We start from the raw sequence: 20,762 nt of genomic DNA on the forward strand, positions 1-20,762 counted from the left end.
CGACGTACTCCAGACGCGGTATGCCGCACATAAGGACGGCACCTGCGAGCGACGAAACGTGGCACCCCGGTGCGACAGGGTAGGAGTGCCCTCGCGTTCGTCACTGCAGAGAGATCTCATACCCATGACCTGGCTGTCCCGCTTCAGCCTGGCCCAAAGGGCCCTGGTCGGCCTCGTGTCGATCGTCGCGCTCCTCTTCGGCGCCATAGCCATCCCGCAGCTCAAGCAGCAGCTGCTGCCCTCCATCGAATTGCCGATGGTGTCCGTGCTCGCGCCGTACCAGGGCGCCTCGCCCGACGTGGTCGAGAAGCAGGTCGTCGAACCGATCGAGGCCATGCTCAAGGGTGTCGACGGCATCACCGGCATCACCTCCACCGCCAGCGAGGGCAACGCCCTCATCATGGCCACCTTCGACTACGGCGACAGCGGCACCAAGCAGCTCGTCGCGGACGTCCAGCAGGCCGTGAACCGGGCCCGTGTCCGGCTGCCCGCCGAGGTGGACCCGCAGGTCGTCGCCGGTTCCACCGACGACATCCCGACCGTCATCCTGGCCGTCACCGCCGACAAGGACCAGCAGGCGCTCGCCGACCAGCTGGAACGATCCGTCGTCCCCGTCCTGTCGGACATCGAGGGCGTCGGCCAGGTCACCGTCGACGGCGTCCAGGACCTCCAGGTCACCGTCACCCCCGACAACGCCAAGCTCGCGGCGGCCGGCCTCGACGGCGCCTCCCTCGCCCAGGGCCTCCAAGCGGGCGGCGCCGCCGTTCCCGCCGGCTCCTTCGACGAGGCCGGCAAGAACCGCACCGTCCGCGTGGGCAACGGCTTCACTTCCCTCGCCCAGGTCGAGGACCTGCGGCTGACCCCCGGCCCGGGCAAGCCGGCCGTCCGCCTCGCCGACGTCGCCACCGTCAAGCAGGAGCCGGCCAAGGCCGTCTCCATCACCCGCACCAACGGCAAGCCCAGCCTCGCCCTCGTCCTGACCATGGACAAGGACGGCAGCGCGGTCGCCATCTCCGACGCGGTCAAGGACAAGCTGCCCGAGCTGCGCACCGCGCTCGGTGCCGGCGCCGACCTGACCGTCGTCAGCGACCAGGGCCCGGCCGTCGCCAAGTCCATCTCCAGCCTCACCACCGAAGGCATGCTCGGCCTGCTCTTCGCGGTGATCGTGATCCTGGTCTTCCTGGCCTCGCTGCGCTCGACGCTGGTCACGGCGGTCTCCATCCCGCTGTCCGTCGTCCTCGCGCTCATCGTGCTGTGGACCCAGGACCTGTCGCTGAACATGCTGACCCTGGGCGCCCTCACCATCGCCATCGGCCGCGTGGTCGACGACTCGATCGTGGTCCTGGAGAACATCAAGCGCCACCTCGGTTACGGCGAGGAGCGCGAGGCCGCGATCATCACCGCGGTCAAGGAGGTCGCCGGGGCGGTCACCTCCTCCACCCTCACCACCGTCGCCGTCTTCCTGCCGATCGGCCTCACCAGCGGCATGATCGGCGAGCTCTTCGGCTCCTTCTCGCTCACCGTCACCGCGGCCCTGCTGGCCTCGCTGCTCGTGTCGCTGACGGTCGTACCGGTGCTCTCGTACTGGTTCCTGAGCGCGCCCAAGGGCGTCGAGCCCGGGAACGCCGAGAGCGCGGCCAAGGCGCGCCGCGAAGCCGAGGAGAAGGAGGCGCGCAGCCGCCTCCAGCTCTTCTACGTCCGCGTGCTGGGCTTCGCCACCCGGCGCCGGGTGACCAGTGTGGCCATCGCGGTGGTCGTCCTGATCGCCACCTTCGGGATGACCCCGCTGCTGAAGACCAACTTCTTCGACCAGGGCGAGCAGGAGGTCCTGACGGTCAAGCAGGAGCTCGCCCCCGGCACCTCGCTGGCCGCCTCCGACGAGGCGAGCCGCAAGATCGAGCAGGTGCTCGCCTCGGTCGACGGGGTCAAGAGCTACCAGGTCACCGTCGGCTCCTCCGGCTTCCTCGCGGCCTTCGGCGGCGGTACGGGCTCCAACCAGGCCTCGTACCAGGTCAGCCTGAAGGACTCCGACAAGGCGGACGCCGTCAAGAAGGGCATCGAGGGCAAGCTGGCCGCTCTCGACGGCATCGGCGAGACCCGCATCGTGGCGGGCGACGGCTTCGGCAACCAGAACCTCAGCGTGGTCGTCAAGGCCGGTGACGGCAAGGTCCTCGCCGAGGCCGCCGAGCAGGTCCGCGCCGAGGTCGCGAAGCTCAAGAACGTCGCCGACGTGCAGAGCGACCTGTCCCAGTCCGTGCCCCGCATCTCCGTGACCGCCACCCCCAAGGCGGCCGAGGCCGGCCTGGACCAGGCCGCGCTCGGCGCGATCGTCGCGCAGGCCGTCCGGGGCAACCCGGCGGGCAAGGCCGTACTCGACGACACCGAGCGGGACATCGTCATCAGGTCCGCGCAGCCGGCCACCACCCTGGCCGAACTGCAGGCGCTCCCCGTCGGCCCGGTCAAGCTCGGCGACATCGCCGAGGTCAAGGAAGTCCCCGGCCCGGTCGCGATGACCCGGATCGACGGCGCCCGCGCCGCCACCGTCACCGCACGGCCGCTCGGCGACAACACCGGCGCGGTCAGCACCGAACTGCAGACCAAGCTCAAGGCCCTGGACCTGCCGGAGGGCGCCACCGCATCCATCGGCGGTGTCTCCGAGGACCAGGACGAGGCCTTCGGCTCGCTGGGCCTGGCCATGCTCGCGGCCATCGCGATCGTGTTCATGCTGCTGGTCGCGACCTTCCGGTCGCTGGTCCAGCCGCTGATCCTGCTGGTCTCCATCCCGTTCGCGGCGACCGGCGCGCTCGGCCTGCTCATCGCCACCGGCACCCCGATGGGCGTCCCGGCCATGATCGGCATGCTGATGCTCATCGGCATCGTCGTGACCAACGCGATCGTCCTGATCGACCTGGTCAACCAGTACCGCGCGCAGGGCCTGGGCGTCGTGGAAGCGGTCATCGAGGGCGGCCGGCACCGGCTGCGCCCGATCCTGATGACGGCCCTGGCGACGATCTTCGCGCTGCTCCCGATGGCGCTGGGCGTCACCGGCGAGGGCGGCTTCATCTCGCAGCCGCTCGCGGTCGTGGTGATCGGCGGCCTGGTCAGCTCCACCCTGCTGACGCTGCTGCTCGTGCCGACCCTCTACACGATGGTCGAGCTCCGCAAGGAGCGCCGCCGCGCCAAGCGCGCGGCGAAGCGCGGGGCCAAGCTGAGGGTGATCTCCCCCAGCGGGTCCAGCGAGTCCAGCGAGGAAGAGACCCCGGCCAACGCCTGACCGGGTGGGGCGGGCCGAGCCACTCGGCCCGCCCGACCGGCCGACCGGCCGAACGCCGAAGGGGCGGCTCCCGTACGGGAGCCGCCCCTTCGGGCGTCTGCGGGCCGGAGCCGCACCGGTCGCCCCTACGGGAGGGCGAGCATCCGCTCCAGCGCGAGCTTCGCGAAGCTCTCCGTCTCCTTGTCGACCTGGATCTGGTTGACAAGGTTGCCCTCGGCCAGGGACTCCAGGGTCCACACCAGGTGCGGGAGGTCGATGCGGTTCATCGTCGAGCAGAAGCAGACCGTCTTGTCGAGGAAGACGACTTCCTTGTCCTCGGCAGCGAACCGGTTCGCCAGCCGGCGGACCAGGTTCAGCTCGGTGCCGATGGCCCACTTGGAACCGGCCGGGGCCGCCTCCAGCGCCTTGATGATGTACTCCGTCGAACCGACGTAGTCCGCGGCCGCCACGACCTCGTGCTTGCACTCGGGGTGGACCAGGACGTTCACGCCGGGGATCCGGGCGCGGACGTCGTTGACCGAGTCGACCGAGAACCGGCCGTGCACCGAGCAGTGCCCCCGCCACAGGATCATCTTGGCGTTCCGCAACTGCTCGACGGTGAGGCCGCCGTTCGGCTTGTGCGGGTTGTAGAGCACGCAGTCGTCCAGGGACATGCCCATGTCGCGGACGGCGGTGTTGCGGCCCAGGTGCTGGTCCGGGAGGAAGAGGATCTTCTCGCCCTGCTCGAAGGCCCACTCCAGGGCCTTCTTCGCGTTGGACGAGGTGCAGATCGTGCCGCCGTGCTTGCCGGTGAAGGCCTTGATGTCGGCGGAGGAGTTCATGTACGAGACGGGCACCGTGCTGCCGGCTATGCCGGCCTCGGTCAGTACGTCCCAGCACTCCGCGACCTGCTCGGCGGTGGCCATGTCGGCCATCGAGCAGCCGGCGGCCAGGTCGGGCAGGACCACCTTCTGGTCGTCCGAGGTCAGGATGTCCGCGGACTCGGCCATGAAGTGCACGCCGCAGAAGACGATGTACTCGGCCTCCGGCTTGGCGGCCGCGTCCTTGGCCAGCTTGAAGGAGTCGCCGGTGACGTCCGCGAACTCGATGACCTCGTCACGCTGGTAGTGGTGGCCCAGGATGAAGACCTTGTCCCCGAGCTTCTCCTTGGCCGCGCGGGCACGCTCCACGAGGTTCGGGTCCGACGGCGAGGGCAGGTCGCCGGGGCACTCCACCCCGCGCTCGCTCTTGGGGTCGGCCTCACGGCCGAGCAGCAGCAGGGCAAGGGGCGTCGGCTGGACGTCCAACGGCTGGGCGGTGGTCACGACACGCACCCTTTCTGTTCTGCGACAAGGGACTTCTGGATCGTCACTTCGACTTCTCGTCTATTTGACGTTATCTATGATAGCCGCTTCACGTCAGTTTGACGATGCCGATAGTGTCAATGTGACGCATCAGCCCACGATTCGCCGGGTCCACCCCCGCGCGCGGTGTGCGAGCATGGAATATCTGAAACAAGCGTCGGGTCCCGGAATGAATCCGCGGTCCCGCTCGTTGCCACCGACGGCAAGAGTCCGACGTTTCCCCGCCCCCCGCGGGGAGCCGCCCACTTCGGGAGTGAATGCAGATGTCCGTACAGGACGACAAGACCACTGTGAGCGACGGCATCCTCCTGTCCGACGCCGCCGCCGAGAAGGTCAGGACCCTGCTGGAGCAGGAAGGCCGCGATGACCTGGCACTCCGCGTCGCCGTCCAGCCCGGTGGCTGCTCCGGCCTGCGCTACCAGCTCTTCTTCGACGAGCGCTCCCTCGACGGCGACGTCGTGAAGGACTTCGACGGTGTGAAGGTCGTCACGGACCGGATGAGCTCCCCGTACCTCCACGGGGCTTCCATCGACTTCGTCGACACCATCGAGAAGCAGGGCTTCACGATCGACAACCCCAACGCCACGGGCTCCTGCGCCTGCGGCGACTCGTTCAGCTAAGCCTGGACACCCGCGTGACGAGGGCCCGCCCCCGGTCGAATCCGACCGGGGGCGGGCCCTCGTGCCATACCGGGCTCCGGGCCCTGCCCGGGACCCCTGCTACTGCCGGGGGAGCGGCTTGCCCGTGGCCGCGTCGATCACCTTCCGGTCGCCCAGCGGCTGCTGCAGCTGCACCGTCAAGGACATGTCCTTCGCCAGCATGATGCAGGCCTGGCCCGGCTTGTTCGGGGTGTCCGTGATCTTCACCAGCACCGATTCCGCCTGCTCCCGCGCCTCCACGGCGTAGGTGCTGCACACACCGCCCCAGAAGTTCACGGTCAGCTTCCGGTCGGCCTCCGCGTACGAGAACCCGGTCACCGTGCGCATGTCCTTCGGGCCCGGAGTGCTCTCCTGGGCGGCCGCAGCCGGCTGGGCCACCGTGCGGCCCGGCGCGCCGCCCTGGCCCGCCACCTCGAAGAGCCAGGCCGGAACCAGCCCCTGCGCCCCGTTCACCGTGCCGGGGACCAGCCCGAGCACGGCGCCCTTCACCGTCTCCGTCCGCGGCGGCTTCATCGGCCGCGGCTCCGGGTTGCACGGCACCGCGTCCGTGGACGACACCGGGGTGTCCGCCGCCAGCGGGACCGCGCTTGCACAACCGCTGGGCTCGGGGTTGCCCTCCTGGCCGCCCGACTTCGCGTTCAGCCGGGCCAACGCCTCCACGGCCCCGACCACCTGCTGGTCGGCCGCCCGCACGGGGGCCTTCAGCTCCCCGTTGCCCCCCACCACCGAGCCGTCGGAGCCCACGCTCACCTTCGTGGACCAGCCCTGCGTGGGCAGCCCGCCGACCACCGGGTCGGCGGCCACCACCCGTACCGAACCCTGGTGGGACCGGGCGTCCGCCTTGGCCCCCTCCACCCCCGCGGCCGCCAGCACGGGGGCCGCGGCGGCCTTGGCGGCCTCCTCCGACACCGGCGTGCCCGTCTCGGCCCCGCCGCCCGCACCCGCCCCCGGGTCCTGCGGGAGCGTGGCCGGGCCGCAGGTGTCCTTGCCGCGCACACAGTCGTCCCCGGCACCGTTCCCGCCGCCGTTGCCCGGAGCCTGGAAGCGGGCGAAGTTCCACGTCCCCGGGGCCGTGCGGGCCACCGTGAGCCGGGGCCCGGAGCCGTCGGCGGCCTCCCCGGCCAGCCACACGTCCCCGCTCAGCCGCGGCTCGCCGGGCAGGCCCAGGGCCGCCGCGAGGCGGGCCACCTCCGCCGAGGTGACCTCACCGGACAGTGCATAGGTGGGCGCGCCTGCCGGGGCCTCCGGAAGCTTCACGTCGGCCCGGTAGACCACCGCGCCGCCGGACGGATCGGGCTCCCCCGGCGCGATGCCCGGGCCCGAGGGGTCTCCCGCGTCGCGGGGCGCGGAGGCCGCGCTGTCACCCGTACGGTGGCCCTGCCCACCTTCGCCGTAGGCCGTCGACGCCCAGTACGCGGTGCCGCCGCCCGCCAGCAGGACGGCGGCCGCGATCGAGCCGACGGCCCAGGCCGGCCGCCGCCGTGTGCCGCGTGTTGTGTCGTCGGGTCCTTCGCTGGTCACCGCATCGCTCCTTCACCGGTCCCGTCGTACCTGATGCGGGTGTGACGGAGCGGGAGCGAAACCGGTTCCCTCCTACTGGTCCCCGTACACGGACGTGGCGGCGATCAGCCGTGCCGAGGCCGGCGGGACGCTGATCCCGTGGATCTGCGAAGGGGCCACCCGGACCGGCCGGGGACCCGCCGGGACCGCCCAGTGCGGGGCCATCCGGGCACAGTCACCCAGCAGACGGGCGAAACCGGGCTGTCGTGGGGCTTCCGCGCCGCGCTTGTCGGCGGTGTACTCGGAGTAGCCGAAACCGTCGGTGTAGGTCATGCAGGCACCGTAGGCATCGGAACTGTGGCGAAGAAAGACCTACTAAGGGGTAGTTTCTGGGGTACAGCCGGGGGCCGCTTACCGGGTAGTTTTGACTGTCCCTCGCCGTCCTCAGCAGGAGCGTCCACGCCGTGCGCATCGCAGTCACCGGCTCCATCGCCACCGACCACCTCATGACCTTCCCCGGCCGTTTCGCCGACCAGCTGGTCGCGGACCAGCTGCACACGGTCTCCCTCTCCTTCCTCGTCGACAACCTCGACGTCCGGCGGGGCGGGGTCGGCCCGAACATCTGCTTCGGTATGGGGCAGCTCGGCATCCGCCCGATCCTCGTCGGAGCCGCCGGCTCCGACTTCGACGAGTACCGCGCCTGGCTGGACCGGCACGGCGTCGACACCGAGTCCGTCCGGATCTCCGAGGTGCTGCACACCGCGCGCTTCGTGTGCACCACGGACTCCGACCACAACCAGATCGGCTCCTTCTACACGGGCGCGATGAGCGAGGCCCGGCTGATCGAGCTGAAGTCCGTCGCCGACCGGGTGGGCGGGCTCGACCTCGTCCTGATCGGCGCGGACGACCCCGAGGCGATGCTGCGCCACACGGAGGAGTGCCGCACGCGCGGGATCCCCTTCGCCGCCGACTTCTCGCAGCAGATCGCGCGGATGGACGGCGACAACATCCGCACCCTGATGGAGGGCGCGACCTTCCTCTTCTCGAACGAGTACGAGAAGGGCCTCATCGAGTCGAAGTCCGGCTGGACCGACGAGGAGATCCTGTCGAAGGTCGGCACCCGCGTGACCACGCTGGGCTCCAACGGCGTCCGGATCGAGCGCGTCGGCGAGGCCCCGATCGTGGTCGGCTGCCCGGAGGAGACCGCGAAGGTCGACCCGACGGGTGTCGGCGACGCGTTCCGCGCCGGGTTCCTGACCGGTCTGGGCTGGGGCGTCGGCCTGGAGCGTGCGGCGCAGCTGGGCTGCATGCTCGCGACGCTGGTGATCGAAACCCTGGGCACCCAGGAGTACACCCTGGCCCGTGCCCACTTCATGGAGCGCTTCACCAAGGCCTACGGCGACGAAGCCGCGGCGGAGGTCCGCGCCCACCTCGCCTGACCGCCGGGCCCGGGCCCACTCCAGCCCATTGGGGCTGAGCCCGGGCAATTCCAGCCACGCCGGAGGGGCTGGATGTGCCCGGCGGAGCCGGGTTTCCTGGGGCTCCGCCCCAGACCCCGCTCCTCAAACGCCGGAGGGGCTGGATGTGCCCGGCGGAGCCGGATCGGGGCCGGTGAGGCTGAAGGTGGCCCGGCCCGGTCAGAGGGCTCGGCGGACCGTGTAGGCGGTGCCGGTTTCGCGCGGGGTCTCGCCGACATAGGTGTGGCCCCGCATCGCGCACCACGCCGGGATGTCCAACCGGGCCACCTCGTCGTCGGAGACGACCGTGACGGTCCCGCCCACGGGGACCGTGACGATCGCCCGGGCCAGTTCGATCACCGGCTGGGGGCACCGCAGCCCGAGCGCGTCGAGCTCCAGGGAGTCCGCCACCGGAGCCACCGCCGGGGGCTCCGACACGCCGAGCCGTTTCCGTACGTCCGCCACCGCGCGCGGCAGCACCTCCAGGAACGCGTTGACCTCCTGCGCCGGCGTCCCCGGCGGCAGGGACACCCGTACGTTCCCCTCCGACAGCGCGCCCATCGCCCGCAGCACGTGACTGGGGGTCAGCGTGGAGCTCGTGCACGAAGAGCCGGAGGACACCGAGAAGCCGGCCCGGTCCAGCTCGTGCAACAGCGTCTCCCCGTCGACGTACAGGCAGGAGAAGGTGACCAGGTGCGGCAGCCGCCGCTCCGGATCGCCCACCACCTCCACGTCCGGGACCAGCCGCACCACCCGTCGCCGGATGCGGTCCACCAGGACCCGCAGTCGGGCCGCCTCCGCGTCCGCTTCGGCCCGTACGGCCCGCAAGGAAGCCGCCGCGGCCACGATCGCGGGCAGGTTCGTGAAACCGGGGGAGCGGCCCGACTCCCGCTCGTCCGCGGGGCCTTGGGGAGAGAAGCGCACCCCCTTGCGGACCGCCAGCAGGCCGACCCCGGGCGGGCCGCCCCACTTGTGCGCACTCGCGGCCAGTACGGACCAGGCGCCCTCCACCGGCCCCCAGCCCAGCGACTGGGCCGCGTCCACCAGCAGCGGCACCCCGGCCGCCGCGCAGACCTCGGCCACCTCCGCCACCGGCTGGACCGTGCCCACCTCGTGGTTGGCCGACTGGAGGCAGGCGAGGGCGCTCTCCGGGACGAGCGCCTGCGCGTAGCCGGCGGGAGTCACCGCGCCCCACCGGTCCACCGGGACCTCGGTCACCGTCCCGCCGCGCGCCCCGTGCGCCTCGGCCGCGTGCAATACAGAACTGTGTTCGACCGCCGATACGAGCAGGTGGCCACCGATGCGCCGGCGCCCCGCGAGGACCCCCGCCACCCCCGTGTGAACCGCGTGCGTCCCCGAAGGAGTGAACACGAGCTCGTCGGGCCGGCATCCCACCGCCTCCGCGGCGGCCTCCCGCGCCGCGTCCAGCAACAGTCGGGCGCGCCTGCCCTCCCGGTAGAGCCGGGCCGGATCGGCCCAGCCCTCGTCCAGGGAGGCCTGCAACGCCTGGCGGGCCACGGGGTGCAGGGGAGCGGCGGACGCGCTGTCGAAGTACGGCATCCGGCCACGCTAGCTCCAGCCCCCGAGCGTTCGAGGTCAGGGGGCGTCAGATGGGCTCCGGAGCCCGCCATTCAGGGCCATTCGCACCGTCCCCCGGACGGCGGATCCATCCCTTCGGGGGCAGTAGCGGCGCGTTGGGCACCCTCCCCGCGCGACCCCAAATAGCGTCCAGTAGGGTTTGGTCCGCATAAACATCCAAACCCCTGCCTGCGTCAGGGCCGGCGACCGACCCGAACACGGCCGCGGCCGGCCGCGCGGGCCGAGACTCTCGGGAAGGCGCTACGTGAGTCCCTACGGCTCCGACCGCTCGCCGCGGCGCCCGATGCGGCGGAAGCTGCTGCAGGCGCTGACTGCGGGCGTGGTCCTGGCGACCGCCACTGGTTGCTCGTATACATGGAAAGACTTCCCCCGCCTCGGAATGCCGACTCCGGTAACCGAGGAGGCGCCGCGCATCCTCTCCCTGTGGCAGGGATCCTGGGCGGCCGCGCTGGTCACGGGCATCCTCGTGTGGGGCCTGATCATCTGGAGCGTCATCTTCCACCGGCGCAGCCGGACGAAGATCGAGGTCCCCGCGCAGACCCGGTACAACATGCCCATCGAGGCGCTGTACACCGTGGTCCCGCTCATCATCGTCTCGGTGCTCTTCTACTTCACCGCGCGTGACGAGTCGAAGCTCCTGGCCCTCACCCCGAAGCCGCCGCACACGATCAACGTGATCGGCTTCCAGTGGAGCTGGGGCTTCAACTACGTCGAGAACGTCGACGGCGACGCGGCGACCCCGAAGGCGGGCGCGGTCCCGAAGGAGCTCGCCTCCATCCCGGACCGCTTCACCAAGGACTTCCCGGCGGGCGCCGAGGGCGTCTACCAGAAGGGCGTCCCGGGCGACCGGAACCCCCAGACGGGCAACCCGGGTCCGACCCTGGTCCTCCCCAAGGGCGAGAAGGTCCGCTTCATCCTGTCGTCGAACGACGTGATCCACTCCTTCTGGGTGGTCCCGTTCCTGTTCAAGCAGGACGTCATTCCGGGCCACACCAACGTCTTCGAGGTCACCCCGTCCGAATACGGCACCTTCATGGGCAAGTGCGCCGAGCTCTGCGGCGTTGACCACTCCCGGATGCTCTTCAACGTCAAGGTGGTCTCCCCCGAGGAGTACCGGGCGTACCTGAAGGATCTGGCGGAGAAGGGTCAGACCGGCTACCTCCCGGCCGGTATCCAGCAGACCGACCCGGCCCGGAATGCGGAAGTGAACAAACTGTGAGCATCCTCAACGAATCCCAGGGTGCCGCCGCCGACTCGTATGAGAACGAGCTGCCGGTACGGCGCAAGCAGCCGGGCAACGTGGTCGTGAAGTGGATGACCACGACCGACCACAAGACCATCGGCACGATGTACCTGGTCACGTCGTTCGTGTTCTTCATCATCGGCGGCCTGCTGGCGCTCTTCATGCGCGCCGAGCTGGCCCGTCCGGGCACGCAGATCATGTCGAACGAGCAGTTCAACCAGGCGTTCACCATGCATGGCACGATCATGCTGCTGATGTTCGCCACCCCGCTCTTCGCGGGCTTCGCCAACTGGATCATGCCGCTGCAGATCGGCGCGCCCGACGTGGCGTTCCCGCGGCTGAACATGTTCGCGTACTGGCTGTACCTCTTCGGCTCGACCATCGCGGTGGCCGGCTTCGTCACGCCGAACGGCGCCGCCGACTTCGGTTGGTTCGCCTACTCCCCGCTGTCGGACGCGGTCCGGTCGCCGGGCATCGGCGCCGACATGTGGATCATGGGTCTGGCCTTCTCCGGCTTCGGCACCATCCTCGGCTCGGTCAACTTCATCACCACGATCATCTGCATGCGCGCACCCGGCATGACGATGTTCCGCATGCCGATCTTCACCTGGAACGTGCTGCTGACCGGTGTTCTGGTCCTGCTCGCCTTCCCGGTGCTGGCCGCCGCGCTCTTCGCGCTGGAGGCCGACCGCAAGTTCGGTTCGCACGTGTTCGACGCCGCGAACGGCGGCGCATTGCTATGGCAACACCTCTTCTGGTTCTTCGGACACCCAGAGGTGTACATCATCGCCCTGCCGTTCTTCGGAATCGTCTCCGAGATCATCCCGGTCTTCAGCCGCAAGCCCATGTTCGGCTACATCGGCCTGATCGCCGCGACGATCGCGATCGCCGGCCTCTCCGTGACCGTGTGGGCCCACCACATGTACGTCACCGGTGGTGTGCTGCTGCCGTTCTTCTCCTTCATGACCTTCCTGATCGCGGTACCGACCGGTGTGAAGTTCTTCAACTGGATCGGCACCATGTGGAAGGGCTCGTTGTCCTTCGAGACCCCGATGCTCTGGACGATCGGCTTCCTGGTCACCTTCACCTTCGGTGGTCTGACCGGCGTCATCCTGGCCTCGCCCCCGATGGACTTCCACGTCTCCGACTCGTACTTCGTCGTCGCGCACTTCCACTACGTCGTCTTCGGCACCGTGGTGTTCGCGATGTTCGCCGGCTTCCACTTCTGGTGGCCGAAGTTCACGGGCAAGATGCTGGACGAGCGTCTCGGCAAGATGACGTTCTGGACGCTGTTCGTCGGCTTCCACGGCACCTTCCTGGTGCAGCACTGGCTCGGTGCCGAGGGCATGCCGCGTCGTTACGCGGACTACCTCGCCGCCGACGGTTTCACCGCGCTGAACACGATCTCGACGATCAGCTCGTTCGTGCTCGGCCTGTCGATGCTGCCGTTCATGTACAACGTCTGGAAGACCGCCAAGTACGGCAAGAAGGTCGAGGTCGACGACCCGTGGGGTTACGGCCGTTCGCTCGAGTGGGCGACGTCCTGCCCGCCGCCGCGGCACAACTTCCTCACCCTGCCGCGGATCCGTTCCGAGTCCCCGGCGTTCGACCTGCACCACCCTGAGATCGCGGCCCTCGACCACCTCGAGGACCACAGCGTCGCCGCCCAGGCCGTCACCGGCGGCAAGGAGGCCGACAAGTGAAGATCCAGGGCAAGATGTTCCTCTGGCTCTCCTTCTTCATCCTGATCATGGCCGTCGTGTACGGCGTGTGGTCGAAGGAGCCCGTCGGTACCACCGCGCTCTTCCTGGCCTTCGGCCTGAGCGTCATGATCGGCTACTACCTGGCCTTCACGGCCAAGCGCGTGGACGAGATGGCCCAGGACAACCTGGAGGCCGACGTCGCCGACGAGGCGGGCGAGCTGGGGTTCTTCTCCCCGCACAGCTGGCAGCCGCTCTCGCTGGGCATCGGCGGCGCGCTCGCGTTCATGGGCGTCATCTTCGGCTGGTGGCTCATGTACTTCTCGGCCCCGATCATCGTGATCGGCCTGTGGGGCTGGGTGTACGAGTACTACCGCGGTGAGAACCAGAACCAGTAGCAGCACCTTCGCGGCCGCGCCGCGACGCACTTGGGGCCCGGGCACCTCCTCCAGGAGGAGCCCGGGCCCCTCGTTTGCAGTCACCCCGCGCGCCGTAATTGTCATATCTTCATAGCGTTGGCTCCATGAAGCACTCACCGCGTCTTTGGACGGTACTCAGCTGCTCCCTGCTGGTCGCGTCCCTCGGGGCCGGCGCCACCGCATGCGGGTCCGGCGACAAGAACCCGCTGTCAGCCCGCCCGTACGACGCGGGCGATCAGGTCGCCTTCAACCAGCGCGCCGGCAGCCGCCCCGTGGACCCCGACCGGCCCCTCGAAATCACCGCCAAGAGCGGTGGCGGCCGGATCACCGACGTGCTGGCCGTGGACACCCACGGCCGCCGCCTGGCGGGCGAACTGAGCGCCAAGGGGGACCGCTGGCACAGCACCACCCCGATGGCCTCAGGCGTCCGCTACACGGTCACCGTGAGCACCGAGGACGAGCGGGGCGCCCCCGGGCAGCGCACGCTCACCTTCGACACCACCCCGTCCAAGGGGATCCTGAAGGTCGAGTTCGGCCCGGACGAGGGCAAGTACGGCGTCGGACAGCCCATCACCGCCGAACTCAGCGAGCCGGTCAAGGACAAGGCCGCCCGCGCCATCGTGGAACGGGGCCTCGTCGTCGACGCCCCGCCCGGAGTCGAGGGCGCCTGGCACTGGGTGGACGACAAGAACCTCCACTACCGGCCCAAGGACTACTGGCCCGCCAACTCCGCCGTATCCGTACGGAGCAACCTGGAGGGCGTCCGGATCACCGACGAGCTCCACGGGGCCGTCGCCAAGCCGCTGAAGCTGGAGATCGGCGACCGGGTCGAGGTCACCACCGACGCCTCCTCGCACTACCTCACGTTCAAGCGCAACGGAGAAGTGATCAACACCATTCCGGTGACCACCGGCAAGCCCGGCTTCTCCACCCGAAACGGCATCAAGGTGGTGCTGGGCAAGCAGTACTTCGTACAGATGCGCGGCGACACCGTCGGCATCGGCGGCAGCGAGTACTACAACCTGCCCGTCTACTACGCCACCCGCGTCACCTGGAGTGGTGAATACGTCCACGCCGCACCGTGGTCCGTCGGCTCCCAGGGCTACGAGAACGTCAGCCACGGCTGCACGGGCATGAGCACCGGCAACGCCGCCTGGTTCTACGAGAACATCACCGAGGGCGACATCGTCCAGGTGATCAACAGCATCGGCGACGACATGGACGTCTTCGGCAACGGCTTCGGCGACTGGAACATGGACTGGAAGGACTGGCGCCAGGGCAGCGCCCTGCTCAAGGGCACCCAGGAAGGCCGCAGCCCGGTCGACCAGGCCCGCCTGCGCCCCACCGTCTGAGCCGTCCCGGGCCGGCCCCTCCCCCCGGAGGACGTCCGGGGGGAAATTCCCGGCCCGTTCACCCGTACGGCCCCCCTACGAGGCACGCGCGGGCCCTACAAGGGGTGTCCTGCCGGTCGGGCCGGGTGTGACCGACAAGGCGCCCCCAAGGGCTTATCAGGCGTCCAGGGACAGACGGGTCCTCAGCAGGCCCGCCAGGGTGTCCGCGAACTGCACCGGGTCCACCGGAAGGGTCACGGCGGCGTCCGCGCGACTCCACGTGGCCAGCCAGGCGTCCTGGGGGCGCCCCATCAGCAACAGCACCGGCGGACACCGGAAGATCTCGTCCTTGATCTGTCGGCACACCCCCATGCCCCCGGCCGGAACCGCCTCGCCGTCCAGCACGCACACGTCGATGCCGCCCGCATCCAGCTCCGTCAGGACCGCCGGCAGCGTCGCGCACTCCAGGAACTCCACCGGCGGCAGGTCCGCGGCGGGCCTGCGTCCTGCCGCCAGCCGCACCTGCTCCCGGGTGCCCGCGTCGTTGCTGTAGACCAGAACCCGCGCAGTCGCCCGCATTTCGTTCCTCCACGTGGCCGTGAATCACGTTGATGTTGCGCGGGATGCTACTCCTCCCGGTGCGCCGTCAACATCGGTTCGAACATGTCGCAGGTGGCCGCGCGGAGGACTCATCTGATGGGCCGTTCGGGCCTTGCACACGCCCCTGACACTCCGAACGGCACCCCCCGGGGTGAGGGCGGGATAAGCGACCGACATAATGTCGGTCGTGGCGACAGCAACGACAGTAGATACCGGGCACGCGCACCCGACGGTCAACCGGCCGAACCTCGTCAGCGTCGGAACCATCATCTGGTTGAGTTCCGAGCTGATGTTCTTCGCGGCCCTCTTCGCGATGTACTTCACCCTGCGATCCGTGATGGGTCCCGAGTTCTGGACAGAACAGGCCGACGCCCTGAATCTGCCCTTCTCGGCGACGAACACGACGATCCTGGTGCTTTCCTCGCTCACCTGCCAGCTCGGCGTATTCGCCGCCGAGCGCGGTGACGTGAAGAAGCTCCGGACGTGGTTCATCATCACGTTCGTCATGGGTGCGATCTTCATTGGCGGCCAGGTGTTCGAGTACACCGAGCTGGTCAAGCATGAGGGCCTGTCCCTCTCGTCCAACCCGTACGGCTCGGTGTTCTACCTGACCACCGGCTTCCACGGGCTGCACGTGACGGGCGGTCTCATCGCCTTCCTGCTGGTCCTCGGCCGGACGTACGCGGCCAAGAGGTTCACCCACGAACAGGCCACGTCGGCCATCGTCGTGTCCTACTACTGGCACTTCGTCGACGTCGTCTGGATCGGCCTCTTCGCGACGATCTACCTGATCAAGTAGCGAACACGTCACCGGGCAAGACCCGGCACTCCATCCAGACACACCGACGCAGAAGATCCTGACACCGGGGTAATCCGTGAAAAAGCTCTCCGCACGACGACGCCATCCGCTGGCGGCGGTCGTCGTTCTACTCCTCGCGCTGGCGGCCACTGGGGGGCTGTACGCCGCCTTCGCCCCCGCGGGCAAGGCGCAGGCCGATGAAACCGCCCAGTCCCTCGCCATCGAGGAGGGCAAGAAGCTCTACGCCGTGGGTTGCGCAAGCTGCCACGGAACCGGCGGTCAGGGTTCCTCTGACGGCCCGAGCCTGGTCGGCGTCGGCTCCGCGGCCGTCGACTTCCAGGTGAGCACGGGCCGCATGCCCGCCCAGCAGCCCGGCGCCCAGGTGCCGAAGAAGCCCGTCATTTACGACCAGGCGCAGATCGACCAGCTGGCCGCGTACATCGCGTCCCTCGGCGCAGGTCCGATCACGCCGACCGCGAAGCAGTACGACCCGGCGGGCGCCGACATCGCCAACGGTGGTGAGCTCTTCCGCAACAACTGCGCGCAGTGCCACAACTTCACCGGCGAAGGCGGCGCACTGACGAACGGCAAGTACGCCCCCAACCTTGAGGACGTCTCGCCGAAGCACATCTACGAGGCCATGCAGACCGGCCCGCAGAACATGCCCTCCTTCCCCGACAGCACCATGCCGGAGAAGCAGAAGAAGGACATCATCGCGTACCTCCAGAACGTGAACGGCGAGAAGTCGACCAGCCCCGGCGGCCTGAAGCTCGGTGGCCTCGGCCCCGTCTCCGAGGGTCTGTTCGGCTGGATCTTCGCCCTGGGTGCGCTGATCGCTGTCGCCGTCTGGGTCGCGGCCCACACCGCTAAGGCCAAGAAGTCATGAGTAGCCAAGAGATTCCCGAAGACAAGCACCTGCCGAGCGAGCAGGGCGACGCCCACCACGGCGTAGCGGTCGCGGACGACCCGTTCGCCGACCCGGGCCTGCCGGTCCACAAGCCGCGCATCCAGGACATCGACGAGCGGGCGGCGAAGCGCTCCGAGCGCACCGTGGCGATGCTCTTCACGCTGTCGATGCTGGCGACGATCGCCTTCATCGCGTCCTACGTGATCTTCCCGGTCGACAAGATCGTCTACATCTTCCCCATCGGGAAGGTCAGCGCGCTCAACTTCTCCCTGGGCATGACCCTGGGCGTGGCCCTCTTCTGCATCGGCGCGGGCGCGGTCCACTGGGCCCGCACCCTGATGTCCGACGTCGAGGTCGCCGCCGAGCGCCACGAGATCGCCGCTCCGGCCGAGGTCAAGGCGCAGGTCCTGCAGGACTTCGCCGACGGCGCGAACGAGTCCGGCATCGGCCGACGTCCCCTGATCCGCAACACGATGCTGGGCGCGCTGGCCATGCTGCCGCTGTCCGCCGTCATGATCATGCGCGACCTGGGCCCGCTGCCCGAGGACAAGCTGCGCAAGACCCTGTGGGCCAAGGGCAAGCTGCTCATCAACCAGAACACGATGGAGCCGCTGCGTCCCGAGGACGTGTACGTCGGTTCGCTCACCTTCGCCATGCCGGAAGGCCTGGAGGAGGAGCAGCACGACTTCCAGGTCCAGATCGCCAAGGCCGCCCTGATGATCGTCCGCATTCAGCCGGAGGACATCAAGGACAAGAAGGAACTGGAGTGGTCCCACGACGGGATCGTGGCCTACTCCAAGATCTGTACCCACGTCGGCTGCCCGATCAGCCTGTACGAGCAGCAGACGCACCACGTGCTCTGCCCGTGCCACCAGTCCACCTTCGACCTCTCCGACGGCGCCCGTGTCATCTTCGGCCCGGCCGGTCACGCGCTTCCGCAGCTGCGGATCGGCGTGAATGACGAAGGCTTCCTCGAAGCGCTCGGCGACTTCGAAGAGCCCGTCGGTCCTGCATTCTGGGAGCGCGGATGAGCACCAGCGAGAACAACGAGCGCAAAGCGCCGGCCGGCGAGCGCGTAGCGGACTGGGCGGACGGCCGCCTGGGCATCTACAGCCTCGCCAAGGCCAACATGCGCAAGATCTTCCCGGACCACTGGTCCTTCATGCTCGGTGAGATCTGCCTCTACAGCTTCATCATCATCATCCTCACGGGTGTGTACCTGACGCTGTTCTTCCACCCGAGCATGAACGAGGTCGTGTACCACGGCTCGTACGTGCCGATGCAGGGCGTCATGATGTCCGAGGCCTTCGCCTCGACGCTGGACATCAGCTTCGACGTCCGCGGTGGCCTGCTGATCCGTCAGATCCACCACTGGGCGGCGCTGATCTTCGTCGCAGCGATGGTCGTGCACATGATGCGCGTCTTCTTCACCGGCGCGTTCCGCAAGCCCCGTGAGGTCAACTGGATCTTCGGCTTCCTGCTGCTGGTCCTCGGCATGTTCACCGGCTTCACCGGTTACTCGCTGCCGGACGACCTGCTCTCGGGTACCGGTGTCCGCTTCATGCAGGGCGCCATCCTGTCCGTCCCGGTCGTCGGCACGTACCTGTCGATGTTCCTGTTCGGCGGGGAGTTCCCGGGCGGCGACTTCGTCGCGCGGTTCTACTCGGTGCACATCCTGCTGCTGCCCGGCATCATGATGGGCCTGCTCGTTGCCCACCTGATCCTGGTCTTCTACCACAAGCACACCCAGTTCGCGGGCCCCGGCAAGACGAACAACAACGTCGTCGGCATGCCGCTGCTGCCGGTCTACATGGCCAAGGCCGGAGGCTTCTTCTTCCTGGTCTTCGGTGTCATCGCGGCCGTCGCGGCCGTCGCCTCGATCAACCCGATCTGGGCGCTCGGCCCGTACCGCCCGGACCACGTGTCCACCGGTGCGCAGCCCGACTGGTACATGGGTATGCCGGAAGGCCTGATCCGAGCCATGCCCGGCTGGGAGATCAACATGTGGGGCCACACGCTCGTCCTGGGCGTGTTCATCCCGCTGCTGCTCTTCCCGCTGGTGCTCGGCGCGATCGCCGTCTGGCCGTTCATCGAGTCCTGGGTCACCGGCGACAAGCGCGAGCACCACATCCTGGACCGCCCGCGCAACGTCCCGACCCGTACGGCCTTCGGTGTCGCCTGGATCGCGGAGTACATCGTGCTCCTCATCGGCGGCGGCAACGACATGTTCGCCCAGTACTTCCACCTGTCGATCAACTCGATCACCTGGTTCGTCCGGATCGGCTTCTTCGTCGTCCCGGTCCTCGCCTTCATCGTCACCAAGCGGATCTGCCTCGGCCTCCAGCGCCGGGACCACGACAAGGTGCTGCACGGTCGCGAGACCGGCATCATCAAGCGTCTGCCGCACGGTGAGTTCGTCGAGGTCCACGAGCCGCTCCCGCAGGGCAAGCTGCACACCCTCACCGCGCACGAGCAGTACAAGCCGTACGAGATCGGCCCGACGGTCGACGAGAACGGTGTCGAGCGCAAGGTGAAGGCCACCGAGAAGCTGCGCGCGAAGCTCAGCAAGGGCTTCTACGCCGAGGGCAACCAGATCCCGAAGCCCACGGTGGAGGAGTACCAGGAGATCCAGTCCGGCCACGGCCACCACTGATCCCCGCATGAACGCATGAGGGACTGATTCCGGTCAGTCCTGGTGTCGCCACGGCGAGAGCCCCGTCCAGTGTCTGGACGGGGCTCTTTGCCGTAACCGGGGCTGGATAGGCTGAACCCTGACCCATCAGACGTGGAATCCTCCACCGACAGCAGGAGCGGACCATGAACGTTGCGACCCCGGCAGGCGGCGACAGCGTGGCGGCCCGTGGCTGGCCGGGCGTTCTCGACGCCCTGTTGACCGGCCAGGACCTGCGCGCGGAGGACACCGCCTGGGCCATGGACCGGATCATGCGGGGGGAGGCCACCGACGCCCAGATCGCCGGCTTCACGGTCGCGCTGCGGGCCAAGGGAGAGACGGTCGAGGAGATCAACGGCCTCGTACGGGCTATGTACGCGCACGCCAACCTGATCGAGGTGCCGGGCCGCACGGTGGACATCGTCGGCACCGGCGGCGACGGGGCCAAAACGGTGAACATCTCCACGATGTCGGCCGTCGTCGTGGCCGGGACCGGCGCCAAGGTCGTCAAGCACGGCAACCGGGCCGCGTCCTCCGCGAGCGGCTCCTCGGACGTCCTGGAGAAGCTCGGGGTGAACCTCCACCTGAGCCGGGAACGGGTCGTGGAGGTCGCCGAAGAGGCCGGCATCACCTTCTGCTTCGCCGTGAAGTTCCACCCCGCACTGCGCCACGTGGCCGCGGCCCGCAAGGAACTGGGCATCCGGACCTTCTTCAACGCGCTGGGCCCGCTGACCAACCCGGCCCGGGTGCGCGCCCAGGCGACCGGCGTGGCCGACCCCCGGATGGCCCCGATCATCGCGGGCGTGCTCGCCGAGCGGGGCTCGTCCGCGCTGGTCTTCCGCGGTGACGACGGCTTGGACGAACTGACCACGACGTCGACCTCGCGCGTCTGGTGGGTCCGCGACGGCAAGGTCTCCGAGCAGGCCTTCGACCCCCGTGACGTGGGCATCTCCCTGGTCGACGTCTCCGCCCTGGCCGGCGGGGACCCCTCGTACAACGCGGACGTGGCCCGCCGCCTGCTGGCCGGCGAGACCGGCCCGGTCCGCGACGCCGTCCTGCTGAACTCGGCGGCGGCCCTGGTGGCCCTCGACCCCGGTCCGGGCACCCTGGAGGAGCAGATCGCGGCCGGAATCACCCGCGCGGCGGAGTCCATCGACTCGGGTGCGGCCCGGGCCGCCCTGGAACGCTGGGTGACGGCCAGCAACGTCTAGGCGCGCGGGAACGACGCGAAAACGATGACCCCGGTCCACCATGCGGACC

17 protein-coding genes are annotated in these 20,762 nt (G+C 69.0%); 12 read left to right on the plus strand and 5 right to left on the minus strand.

All coding sequences use genetic code 11. The features are described from left to right. Window positions 1-124 precede the first annotated feature (124 nt). Window positions 125-3,274 (plus strand): efflux RND transporter permease subunit, encoded by a 3,150-nt coding sequence (locus OG207_RS30505; RefSeq protein WP_329102789.1) that lies wholly within the window; start codon window positions 125-127, stop codon window positions 3,272-3,274. A 125-nt stretch (window positions 3,275-3,399) separates the two neighbouring features. Here the strand turns inward: OG207_RS30505 and nadA are convergent, their stop codons facing one another. After that, window positions 3,400-4,587: a quinolinate synthase NadA gene (nadA, locus tag OG207_RS30510; RefSeq protein WP_266597456.1), complete on the minus strand. Its 1,188-nt coding sequence runs from the start codon at window positions 4,585-4,587 to the stop codon at window positions 3,400-3,402. A 293-nt stretch (window positions 4,588-4,880) separates the two neighbouring features. On the opposite strand from nadA, the gene erpA reads away from it, so the two are divergent. Further along, window positions 4,881-5,237 carry an iron-sulfur cluster insertion protein ErpA gene (gene erpA / locus OG207_RS30515; protein WP_030010511.1) on the plus strand — a complete coding sequence of 119 codons (357 nt, stop codon included), beginning with the start codon at window positions 4,881-4,883 and terminating at the stop codon, window positions 5,235-5,237. 99 nt (window positions 5,238-5,336) lie between these two features. Here the strand turns inward: erpA and OG207_RS30520 are convergent, their stop codons facing one another. Both OG207_RS30520 and OG207_RS30525 read right to left on the minus strand, forming a co-directional pair. After that, window positions 5,337-6,797, minus strand: a complete 1,461-nt coding sequence (locus OG207_RS30520; protein ID WP_329102791.1) for a hypothetical protein — start codon at window positions 6,795-6,797, stop codon at window positions 5,337-5,339. Window positions 6,798-6,869: 72 nt separating this feature from the next. Further along, window positions 6,870-7,109, minus strand: coding sequence for a hypothetical protein (locus OG207_RS30525; protein ID WP_030389089.1), 240 nt, complete (start codon window positions 7,107-7,109; stop codon window positions 6,870-6,872). A 131-nt stretch (window positions 7,110-7,240) separates the two neighbouring features. Here OG207_RS30525 and OG207_RS30530 point away from each other — a divergent pair, with 131 nt between their 5' ends. Next, entirely contained in the window at window positions 7,241-8,215 is a 975-nt protein-coding gene (locus OG207_RS30530; RefSeq protein ID WP_030012930.1) for a carbohydrate kinase family protein, read from the plus strand. A gap of 198 nt (window positions 8,216-8,413) precedes the next feature. On the opposite strand, the gene OG207_RS30535 is transcribed toward OG207_RS30530, so the two are convergent. Next, the gene (locus OG207_RS30535) at window positions 8,414-9,793 is read right to left on the minus strand and encodes a cysteine desulfurase/sulfurtransferase TusA family protein (protein ID WP_329102794.1); all 1,380 of its coding nucleotides are present in this window, start codon (window positions 9,791-9,793) and stop codon (window positions 8,414-8,416) included. A 283-nt stretch (window positions 9,794-10,076) separates the two neighbouring features. On the opposite strand from OG207_RS30535, the gene ctaC reads away from it, so the two are divergent. The 4 genes from ctaC to OG207_RS30555 all read left to right on the plus strand — a co-directional run bounded on the left by ctaC (window position 10,077) and on the right by OG207_RS30555 (window position 14,546). Then, the gene (gene ctaC, locus OG207_RS30540) at window positions 10,077-11,051 is read left to right on the plus strand and encodes an aa3-type cytochrome oxidase subunit II (protein WP_266597468.1); all 975 of its coding nucleotides are present in this window, start codon (window positions 10,077-10,079) and stop codon (window positions 11,049-11,051) included. Continuing rightward, entirely contained in the window at window positions 11,048-12,778 is a 1,731-nt protein-coding gene (ctaD, locus tag OG207_RS30545; protein ID WP_329102795.1) for an aa3-type cytochrome oxidase subunit I, read from the plus strand. Before ctaC ends, ctaD begins: the two co-directional genes overlap by 4 nt. After that, window positions 12,775-13,173, plus strand: a complete 399-nt coding sequence (locus OG207_RS30550) for a cytochrome c oxidase subunit 4 (protein WP_030291781.1) — start codon at window positions 12,775-12,777, stop codon at window positions 13,171-13,173. Before ctaD ends, OG207_RS30550 begins: the two co-directional genes overlap by 4 nt. A gap of 125 nt (window positions 13,174-13,298) precedes the next feature. After that, window positions 13,299-14,546 carry a L,D-transpeptidase gene (locus OG207_RS30555; RefSeq protein ID WP_329102797.1) on the plus strand — a complete coding sequence of 416 codons (1,248 nt, stop codon included), beginning with the start codon at window positions 13,299-13,301 and terminating at the stop codon, window positions 14,544-14,546. Between the two features lie 156 nt (window positions 14,547-14,702). On the opposite strand, the gene OG207_RS30560 is transcribed toward OG207_RS30555, so the two are convergent. After that, window positions 14,703-15,104 (minus strand): hypothetical protein, encoded by a 402-nt coding sequence (locus OG207_RS30560; protein ID WP_030016445.1) that lies wholly within the window; start codon window positions 15,102-15,104, stop codon window positions 14,703-14,705. 199 nt (window positions 15,105-15,303) lie between these two features. Here OG207_RS30560 and ctaE point away from each other — a divergent pair, with 199 nt between their 5' ends. The 5 genes from ctaE (at window position 15,304) to trpD (ending at window position 20,713) form a co-directional block, all read left to right on the plus strand. Next, a complete protein-coding gene (ctaE, locus tag OG207_RS30565) occupies window positions 15,304-15,924 on the plus strand; it encodes an aa3-type cytochrome oxidase subunit III (RefSeq protein ID WP_150257120.1) in 621 nt (206 codons plus the stop codon). 76 nt (window positions 15,925-16,000) lie between these two features. Then, window positions 16,001-16,810, plus strand: coding sequence for a cytochrome bc1 complex diheme cytochrome c subunit (qcrC, locus tag OG207_RS30570; protein ID WP_266597481.1), 810 nt, complete (start codon window positions 16,001-16,003; stop codon window positions 16,808-16,810). Then, window positions 16,807-17,862 carry a cytochrome bc1 complex Rieske iron-sulfur subunit gene (qcrA, locus tag OG207_RS30575; protein ID WP_329102802.1) on the plus strand — a complete coding sequence of 352 codons (1,056 nt, stop codon included), beginning with the start codon at window positions 16,807-16,809 and terminating at the stop codon, window positions 17,860-17,862. Before qcrC ends, qcrA begins: the two co-directional genes overlap by 4 nt. Then, a complete protein-coding gene (qcrB, locus tag OG207_RS30580; protein ID WP_329102804.1) occupies window positions 17,859-19,484 on the plus strand; it encodes a cytochrome bc1 complex cytochrome b subunit in 1,626 nt (541 codons plus the stop codon). Before qcrA ends, qcrB begins: the two co-directional genes overlap by 4 nt. Before the next feature lie 164 nt (window positions 19,485-19,648). Next, window positions 19,649-20,713: an anthranilate phosphoribosyltransferase gene (gene trpD / locus OG207_RS30585; RefSeq protein ID WP_329102806.1), complete on the plus strand. Its 1,065-nt coding sequence runs from the start codon at window positions 19,649-19,651 to the stop codon at window positions 20,711-20,713. Window positions 20,714-20,762 lie beyond the last annotated feature (49 nt).

Origin of the sequence: Streptomyces sp. NBC_01439 (assembly GCF_036227605.1) — a bacterium.
GTDB lineage: Bacteria > Actinomycetota > Actinomycetes > Streptomycetales > Streptomycetaceae > Streptomyces.

Coding starts and splice junctions, on each gene's coding strand:
- OG207_RS30505 (WP_329102789.1), top strand. CDS start 125: ATGACCTGGCTGTCCCGCTTCAGCCTGGCCCAAAGGGCCCTGGTCGGC.
- erpA (WP_030010511.1), top strand. CDS start 4,881: ATGTCCGTACAGGACGACAAGACCACTGTGAGCGACGGCATCCTCCTG.
- OG207_RS30525 (WP_030389089.1), bottom strand. CDS start 7,109: ATGACCTACACCGACGGTTTCGGCTACTCCGAGTACACCGCCGACAAG.
- OG207_RS30535 (WP_329102794.1), bottom strand. CDS start 9,793: ATGCCGTACTTCGACAGCGCGTCCGCCGCTCCCCTGCACCCCGTGGCC.
- OG207_RS30555 (WP_329102797.1), top strand. CDS start 13,299: ATGAAGCACTCACCGCGTCTTTGGACGGTACTCAGCTGCTCCCTGCTG.
- OG207_RS30560 (WP_030016445.1), bottom strand. CDS start 15,104: ATGCGGGCGACTGCGCGGGTTCTGGTCTACAGCAACGACGCGGGCACC.
- ctaE (WP_150257120.1), top strand. CDS start 15,304: ATGTCGGTCGTGGCGACAGCAACGACAGTAGATACCGGGCACGCGCAC.
- qcrA (WP_329102802.1), top strand. CDS start 16,807: ATGAGTAGCCAAGAGATTCCCGAAGACAAGCACCTGCCGAGCGAGCAG.
- qcrB (WP_329102804.1), top strand. CDS start 17,859: ATGAGCACCAGCGAGAACAACGAGCGCAAAGCGCCGGCCGGCGAGCGC.
- trpD (WP_329102806.1), top strand. CDS start 19,649: ATGAACGTTGCGACCCCGGCAGGCGGCGACAGCGTGGCGGCCCGTGGC.